Raw genomic sequence first — 7,331 nt, forward strand, 5'->3', positions numbered from 1 at the left:
CGCTGCGTGACCGCAGTGCGATAGCGCCGGGTCCACTGCCTCAGGCGACGGTGGCGTCGATCGTGACGGGGATGTTGCCGCGCGTGGCCTTGGAGTAGGGGCAGACCTGGTGCGCGGCGGCGACGAGTGCGTCGGCCGCTTCCTGATCGATACCCGACACCTCCGCGTGCAGCGCGGCGCTCAGCGACGGGCCCGCCTCGGGATCCAGGTTGAGCGTGACCTCGGCGACAACGGCGGAATCCGTGAGGGTGAGGCCCTGACGGCGCGCGACCATCTTCATCGCGGAGTGGAAGCAGGCCGACCATCCGGCGGCGAAGAGCTGCTCGGGGTTGGTTCCGGGGCGACCGGTGCCCGGGATGCTGAGGTCGAGACTGAGGACGGCGTCGCTGGTTTCGACGTGGCCGTCGCGTCCGTCTCCGGTGGACGTGGCGACGGCGACGTAGGGCTGCGTGGACATGTTTTCCTCTCAGACTCCGGCTCGGGATGAGTAACCGGTTGAACTGGTGACGAGCTTGCCGCATCGAACGTCACCTGTCAAGATGGTGACGTGATCCACGAGTTTCCCTGCGGCACGCGCGTGCTCGACTTCGTCGCGACCCGCCGCGCGCGTCGCTCGGAGCAGTCGTATGAGTTCCTCTCGGACGCGGAGGCCCTGGATGCCTGGTGGCTGGAGGCGGGCGTTCGGACATCGGGGCGTGCCAGCGACGGGGCAGACCTCGCCGCGGCCCTGGAGTTGCGCGAAGCGCTGTACACGGTGATCTGGCATCGGTTGAACGGTGAAGCCATACCGGACGAAGCCCTCGCGATCGTGAACGAACGTGCCCAGTCCTCGCCGGTGTCTCCGGCGCTCACGGCCGGCGGTGTCGTTCGTGACGGCGACCCTGCCGAGTGCTTGGTCGACCTCGCGCGTGAGGCCATCGAGATTGTGGGCAGCGAGGAAGGTGCGCTGCTGCGCGAGTGCTCGCGGCCCGAGTGCACCACGATCTACCTGGACCGCTCACGCGGCCACCGCCGCGAGTGGTGCTCGATGCAGTCGTGCGGCAATCGCGCGAAAGCCGCCGCCTACCGCGCCCGCGTTCGCGCCCGCGTCACCACGTCCTGACCCACGCCTCTCACCGCCCGGGCCCCCTGGGGCGCAACCACCCGCCGTGAGACTTCCGTCTGTGGGTCAAAATCGGCGCATTGCGGTGATTCTCGCCCACAGACGGAAGTCTCACGGGACATGGGTGGGCGTGCGGGAAGCGGGGGAGGGTGCGAGAGGATGAAGGGGTGCCCCATCACATCCGAGCGTTTCAGACATCCGATACCGACCAGGTGGTCGCGCTCTGGGAGGCGTGCGGACTCACCCGGCCATGGAACGACCCCCGGGCCGACATCGCGCGCAAACTCACGGTGCAGTCGGAGCTGTTCCTCGTCGCGGTGGAGGACGATCGCATCACCGGCACCGCCATGGCCGGCTACGACGGTCACCGCGGCTCGCTGTACTACGTCGGCACCGATCCGCATCGTCGTGGCGAAGGGATCGCCGCCTCGCTCGTCGCGCGCGCGGAGGAGCTGCTCATCGCGCTCGGCTGCCCGAAGGTGAACCTCATGGTCCGCGAAGGCAACGAGGTCGTCTTGGACTTCTACGCGGCCCGAGGGTACGAGCCGTTCGACGTCAACAACGCCGGGAAGCGCCTGATCGCGGACTCCTGATGGCCACCGGGGTCCTCACCGCTCCGTAGGATGGACGCATGCCCACCATCGCGTTCACCAAAGGTCACGGCACCGGCAACGACTTCGTGATCGTCGCAGATCCCGACGGTGAACTCGACCTGAGCGACGAGCAGGTTGCGGCGATGTGCGATCGCAACTTCGGGATCGGGGCGGACGGACTGCTGCGTGTGGTGCGTTCTCGCGCGATTGCGGAAGGCGCTGCCACCCTGGCGGAAGAGCCCGAGGCAGAGTGGTTCATGGACTACCGAAACGCCGACGGTTCGAAGGCGCAGATGTGCGGCAACGGCACGCGCGTGTTCGCCAAGTACCTGCTGGAATCGGGACTCGCCCAGCTCCCCGCCGGCTCGACGCTGCCGATCGGCACGCGGGCGGGTGTCCGCGACCTCACGGCCGGCGCAAGCGGATTCCAGGTTGACCTCGGTCGATGGAAGCTCACCGGGGATGACCCGCTGGTTCGCGCTCGCGGACTGGACGTGGCGCGCCCGGCGCTGGGAATCGATGTCGGAAATCCCCACGTTGTGGTGGCTCTGAGCTCCATAGCCGAGTTGGAGGCCCTGGATCTGTCCGTGATCCCGATCCTGGACCCGGGGCTGCCGGAAGGTGCCAACGTCGAGTTCGTCGTTCCGTCCGACCCGCTCGTGCAGGACGGCATCGGACAGATCCGCATGCGCGTCTTTGAGCGGGGCGTGGGGGAGACCTTGAGCTGCGGTACCGGAACCGCGGCGGCAGCCCTGGCGGTTCGCCACTGGGCCGGCGCGCTCGCGCCCCACCAGTGGCGGGTGGAGGTCCCCGGCGGCACGCTCGCCGTGCGCATGTTCCCGACCCAGGACGGCGAGCACGTCGCCCTGTCCGGCCCCGCACAGCTCGTGTACACCGGTCACATCTCCCTCGCCGACTGACGAACAACCGATCTCGGACGTCGCGACGGAGCGCGCGGGGATCATCTCACGCGGGAGGTGCTCGCAGGCCGCGGCGTGATGGATCCGCCGCCGCGGAACACCGTCCACAGCGACGACGAATCGTCCTCGCGCGCCGCGGCCCCCCACGAGCCGCGCCGCTGCTACGGGAGGACGATGGTGTCAGTGGGCGTGGCTCCGTGGCGTCGTACGCGCAGCACCCGGAAGCCCTTGCTCGTCGCCGCGCGGTGAACGCTGTAGCCGGTCGGGAACTCCGCAGCGAGCCACCTCTGCAGGGAATCCGCTCCGAGGTTGCGCGCTACCACGAGCCAGCCATCGCTGCGCTCGTCGAGGCGTGGGATCCAGCGCTGCAGCAGCCCGTGCAGTTCGTTCTTGCCCACGCGGATCGGAGGGTTCGACCAGATCGTGCGGAAAGTCACGTCGTCTGGCACCTCATCGGGTGTCACGGCGATGACGTTGTCCAACCCGAGCTCGGCGGCGTTTCGGCGCGTGAGGTCGAGCGACCGCTGATTCACGTCCACCGCCCAGATCCGCGCGTGCGGTGACAGCAGCGCCAGGGTCAGCGCGATGGCCCCCCAGCCACAGCCGAGGTCCAGGAAATCGCCGCCCGGCGGCGGGGGAGGAGTGTGCGACAGCAGCACCGCTGTGCCGGTGTCAAGGTGATCGGGACTGAAAGTGCCGCCCGCGGTGTTGAGTTCAACAGAGCGGCCTGCCAGCGTCACGGTGATACGACGCGGCCTCTCGGCGCTGGAGGGCTCCGAGCTGAAATAGTGGTCGCTCGCCATGAGGAGCCACATTACCGCAGCGACCGACGCTGCGGAGGTTAGGCTTTACTGATCTGCGCCCGCCGACGAAGGCGGCGCCCCCGAAAGGACACATGAACAACACCCCCATCGACGACGACCGCTTCGACGACAGCGCCGAATTCGAGGGCACCGATCCGGTGGAGCGCGTGCTCGCACACGCGGATTCCCGATCCGGCGTCCGCGTGTTCGGCTCCGCCCAGGCTCTGCAGGCTGATTCGACCGCGGGCCATGGCAGCTCCGACGGCGAGCAGTGGGATCTCGAAGAGCGTCACGCGCTGCGGCGTGTGGCGGGACTGTCCACCGAGCTGGAGGACGTCACCGAGGTCGAGTATCGCCAGCTGCGGCTGGAGAATGTCGTGCTCATCGGCGTCTATCCGCAGGGTTCGGCCGAGGAAGCCGAGAACTCTCTGCGTGAGCTGTCGGCACTCGCCGAGACCGCCGGTGCCATCGTGCTCGACGGCCTGCTGCAGCGCCGGCCGCACCCGGATCCGGCCACCTACATCGGTCGCGGAAAGGCGCAGGAGCTGCGCGATATCGTCGCTGCCCTCGGTGCCGACACCGTGATCGCCGACTCCGAGCTGGCGCCTTCGCAGCGCCGCGCGCTGGAGGACGTGGTGAAGGTCAAGGTCATCGACCGCACAACCGTGATCCTGGACATCTTCAGCCAGCACGCCAAGAGCCGCGAGGGCAAGGCGCAGGTGGAGCTCGCTCAGCTCGAATACCTGCTGCCGCGTCTGCGCGGTTGGGGTGACTCGATGTCCCGCCAGGCCGGTGGCCAGGTGGGCGCCGGCGGTGCCGGTATGGGATCGCGCGGTCCCGGTGAGACCAAGATCGAGCTCGATCGTCGACGCATCCGCACGAAGATGGCGCTGCTGCGCAAACAGATCGCCGATTTCAAGCCGGCGCGCGAGGCGAAGCGAGCGGAACGCCGCCGCAACACCATCCCGTCGGTCGCGATCGCCGGGTACACCAACGCCGGCAAGTCGAGTTTGCTGAACAAGCTCACGGGTGCCGGCGTGCTGGTGGAGAACGCGCTGTTCGCAACGCTCGATGCCACCACCCGTCGCAGTGAGACCGCTGACGGTCGGGTCTTCACGTTGACCGACACTGTCGGCTTCGTGCGTAACCTGCCGCACCAGCTCGTCGAGGCGTTCCGCTCCACGCTGGAGGAGGTCGGCGACGCCGACGTGGTCCTCCACGTCGTGGACGCCGCGCACCCGGACCCCGCGGCGCAGCTGCAGACGGTGCGTGACGTGATGGCTGACGTCGGCGCACGTCAGGCGCACGAGATCGTCGTGTTCAACAAGGCAGATCTGGTGGATGACGACACGCGGCTCGTGCTGCGTGGTCTGCAGCCGCAGGCCTTCTTCGTCTCTTCGCGTACCGGCGAGGGGATCGCCGAGCTTCGTGCGGCCGTCGAAGCTGCGCTTCCCCTGCCCGCGGTGGAGATCACCGCGGTGGTTCCGTACGATCGCGGCGACCTCGTCTCCGCGATTCACGAGACTGGCTTCCTGCTGTCATCCGCACACGAGGAAGCGGGCACGCGGGTCCACGCGCACGTTGGCGAGCGCTTGGCAGCGGAACTGCGACCCTACGCCGTGTGATGCACCGGCCGGCGCCCCCGCGGGTGCCGGCCGGTCTCATCGGAATCGCTGAAGGGTGTCGGTCAGCCGCTGGCGGACCGCGTCGTCCGGCGTCGCGCCGTGCGCACGCAGCGCCAGCATCGCCGCCCCCACCGCGCCGTCGCCGACGCTGCGCAGCTCCAGATCGTCGGCGGCCGGCCCGAGCGCGGTCAGGAACGTCTCGCGCACGATCCCGGGGCGGGCCAGCACGGTGCCGCCGACGACCAGCGGCCCCGGCTCCCGCAGGATCGCCCGCAGGGAGTGCGCCAGGTGCTCACCGGCTTCGCGGAGGATGCGGATCGCCACGGCATCGCCCGCCTGGGCGGCCTCGAAGGCTGCCGGAGTGAGCGAGGCGAGCTCGATCGGCGCGTGAGCGTACGCGGCCGTCACCAAGCGCCACAGCGCCTCCGGGCGCCCTTCTCTCGTAGCGGGCGGGTTCGCCAGCTCGTAGTGCTCCAGCACCCGTGCGGTCAGCTCTGTCCGCGGTCCCGTGCCGTCGAGGTCTTCGACCACCGCGCGAACGATCTGCTGACCGATCCAGAATCCGCTGCCGCGATCACCCAGCAGCCAGCCGAGCCCGTCCGCGGTTCCGACGACCTCGCCATGCTCCACCCGGATCATGCACGCGCCCGTGCCGGAGACCATCGCATACCCGGCCGGTGAAGCGGCACCGCTGAAATAGATCGCCAGCAGATCCGCCTCGAAGGACAGCTGCCCGCGGAAGCCCCGTTCGGCGAGCGGTCCGAGCAGCCAGTCGGCCCCGCCGGACGACTGCATCCCCGCCATCGCCGCCACGATCACGGGCACGTCGGCCAGCGACGCGCCGCTCGTGGACAGGGCCGCGTCCACGGCGGTGAGCACGCCGATCGCGGCGCGATCAGCTCCGGCCGAGACCGGATTCCCGCGCCCACCGGCACCGAATCCGATGCTGGTGCCGCTGCTGTCGCTGAGTAGCGCGCGCGTCGAGGTCCCACCGGCGTCGATGCCGAGGACAAGGGGTTCGTGACTCATTCGTGACTCATTCGTGACGACGTGCTGTTTGACGTTTGCGCCGCATGCGCATAGTTTGCCTGTGAGAGTACCGGGGAGCAGGTAACGATCGTGACGAGACCAATGAAGGTTCGAAATGATAGCGCAAACGTACACGGGATCCCGATGATCGATCGCACGGTAAGGTCAGTGCACAACCCCGAGGAGATGACACGATGACGGTCACTGCCACCGATCTCCTGCGGGAGACCACCACCCGTTTGGAGCGGCTCGCCGCCGATGCTGATGCCGGCGCTCACGACACCGCTGTGGCGTATCTGGTGGAGGCGCTCGACGCCGGCGGAGTGCTGCAAGCATTCGGCACCGGGCACTCTCAGGCCTTCGCGATGGAGATCGCCGGACGTGCAGGTGGTCTCATCCCCACGAACCGCATCTCCCTCACCGACTTGGTCCTGTTCGGCACCAGGGAGACATCAGAGCTGACGGCGACGCTGGAACGCGAGCCGGGGCTCGTGGATGAGCTGATGGAGACCGTTCCGGTCGGCGAACACGACGTCTTCCTCATCGCGTCGAACTCCGGTGTCAACGGATCGATCGTCGGGACCGCACTGTGGGCGCAGGAACGTGGTCACCGCGTCATCGCCGTCACCAGCCTCGAGCACACCGCACGCGTGGAGCCGAAGCATCCGAGCGGCAAGCGGCTGAGCGAGATCGCCGACGTCGTCATCGACAACCTGGCCCCGTATGGCGACACCACTCTGGACATCAACGACGACGTCCGCGTCGGTGCCGTCTCCTCCATGACCGCGGCGTTCATCGCCCAGTCCCTCACCCTCGGCGTGGCGCGCATGATCGCTGCCCGCGGCGAGGTTCCCCCGATCTACATCTCCGCCAACATTCCCGGCGGCGATGAGCACAACTCCGCGTTGGAAGACCTCTACCGAGGGCGCATCCGACGGGGGAGCTGACCGGAATTTCCCCCTCTGGTCAAATCACATCACCATGGAAGGTAGGAAGATGGAACTCAAAGAAGCGTCCATCAGTCGTCGCACTGTGCTGCGTGGTGCGGCTGCCGCAGCGGTCTTGGTGCCGTTCGGTATGACTCTGGCCTCGTGTGCTGCCCCCGGTGGTAGCACCGGTGGCGGCGGGGCCACCGCTCCGGCGGGTGAGGTTACGGCGGATAATCCGTTTGGTGTTGCTGCGGATTCGAGTGTTGATGCGGTGATTTTTGATGGTGGTTACGGCGTGGATTACGTCGAGAACGCTGCGAAGATCATGCA

Annotated in this window: 8 protein-coding genes and 1 pseudogene; 6 read left to right on the forward strand and 3 right to left on the reverse strand. The window is 68.1% G+C overall.

Going from position 1 to position 7,331, the window contains the following annotated elements:
- Positions 1-40 precede the first annotated feature (40 nt).
- On the reverse strand, positions 41-457 hold the full coding sequence (locus ACI3KU_RS17540) for an organic hydroperoxide resistance protein (RefSeq protein ID WP_404923624.1): 417 nt from the start codon (positions 455-457) through the stop codon (positions 41-43).
- A 90-nt stretch (positions 458-547) separates the two neighbouring features.
- Here ACI3KU_RS17540 and ACI3KU_RS17545 point away from each other — a divergent pair, with 90 nt between their 5' ends.
- The 3 genes from ACI3KU_RS17545 to dapF all read left to right on the forward strand — a co-directional run bounded on the left by ACI3KU_RS17545 (position 548) and on the right by dapF (position 2,615).
- Complete coding sequence (locus tag ACI3KU_RS17545) at positions 548-1,102, forward strand: CGNR zinc finger domain-containing protein (protein ID WP_404923625.1); 555 nt, start codon at positions 548-550, stop codon at positions 1,100-1,102.
- Between the two features lie 167 nt (positions 1,103-1,269).
- Positions 1,270-1,695: a GNAT family acetyltransferase gene (locus ACI3KU_RS17550; protein ID WP_404923626.1), complete on the forward strand. Its 426-nt coding sequence runs from the start codon at positions 1,270-1,272 to the stop codon at positions 1,693-1,695.
- Positions 1,696-1,733: 38 nt separating this feature from the next.
- On the forward strand, positions 1,734-2,615 hold the full coding sequence (gene dapF / locus ACI3KU_RS17555; RefSeq protein ID WP_404923627.1) for a diaminopimelate epimerase: 882 nt from the start codon (positions 1,734-1,736) through the stop codon (positions 2,613-2,615).
- 161 nt (positions 2,616-2,776) lie between these two features.
- Here the strand turns inward: dapF and ACI3KU_RS17560 are convergent, their stop codons facing one another.
- On the reverse strand, positions 2,777-3,418 hold the full coding sequence (locus ACI3KU_RS17560; protein WP_404923628.1) for a class I SAM-dependent methyltransferase: 642 nt from the start codon (positions 3,416-3,418) through the stop codon (positions 2,777-2,779).
- A gap of 92 nt (positions 3,419-3,510) precedes the next feature.
- Between ACI3KU_RS17560 and hflX the strand changes: the two genes are divergently transcribed.
- Positions 3,511-5,043, forward strand: a complete 1,533-nt coding sequence (hflX, locus tag ACI3KU_RS17565) for a GTPase HflX (RefSeq protein ID WP_404923629.1) — start codon at positions 3,511-3,513, stop codon at positions 5,041-5,043.
- Positions 5,044-5,079: 36 nt separating this feature from the next.
- Here the strand turns inward: hflX and ACI3KU_RS17570 are convergent, their stop codons facing one another.
- Positions 5,080-6,072, reverse strand: a complete 993-nt coding sequence (locus ACI3KU_RS17570) for an N-acetylglucosamine kinase (RefSeq protein ID WP_404923630.1) — start codon at positions 6,070-6,072, stop codon at positions 5,080-5,082.
- 194 nt (positions 6,073-6,266) lie between these two features.
- On the opposite strand from ACI3KU_RS17570, the gene ACI3KU_RS17575 reads away from it, so the two are divergent.
- Complete coding sequence (locus ACI3KU_RS17575; protein ID WP_404923631.1) at positions 6,267-7,019, forward strand: sugar isomerase domain-containing protein; 753 nt, start codon at positions 6,267-6,269, stop codon at positions 7,017-7,019.
- A 49-nt stretch (positions 7,020-7,068) separates the two neighbouring features.
- Positions 7,069-7,331 (forward strand): annotated as a pseudogene (locus tag ACI3KU_RS17580) (carbohydrate ABC transporter, N-acetylglucosamine/diacetylchitobiose-binding protein); the annotation flags it as partial.

The organism is Microbacterium sp. ZW T5_56, assembly GCF_044987425.1.
In the GTDB taxonomy this organism is placed as follows: domain Bacteria; phylum Actinomycetota; class Actinomycetes; order Actinomycetales; family Microbacteriaceae; genus Microbacterium.

Excerpts from the sequence above, each read along its gene's own strand:
- ACI3KU_RS17540 (WP_404923624.1), bottom strand. The coding sequence starts at position 457 with ATGTCCACGCAGCCCTACGTCGCCGTCGCCACGTCCACCGGAGACGGA.
- dapF (WP_404923627.1), top strand. The coding sequence starts at position 1,734 with ATGCCCACCATCGCGTTCACCAAAGGTCACGGCACCGGCAACGACTTC.
- ACI3KU_RS17560 (WP_404923628.1), bottom strand. The coding sequence starts at position 3,418 with ATGGCGAGCGACCACTATTTCAGCTCGGAGCCCTCCAGCGCCGAGAGG.
- hflX (WP_404923629.1), top strand. The coding sequence starts at position 3,511 with ATGAACAACACCCCCATCGACGACGACCGCTTCGACGACAGCGCCGAA.
- ACI3KU_RS17570 (WP_404923630.1), bottom strand. The coding sequence starts at position 6,072 with ATGAGTCACGAACCCCTTGTCCTCGGCATCGACGCCGGTGGGACCTCG.
- ACI3KU_RS17575 (WP_404923631.1), top strand. The coding sequence starts at position 6,267 with ATGACGGTCACTGCCACCGATCTCCTGCGGGAGACCACCACCCGTTTG.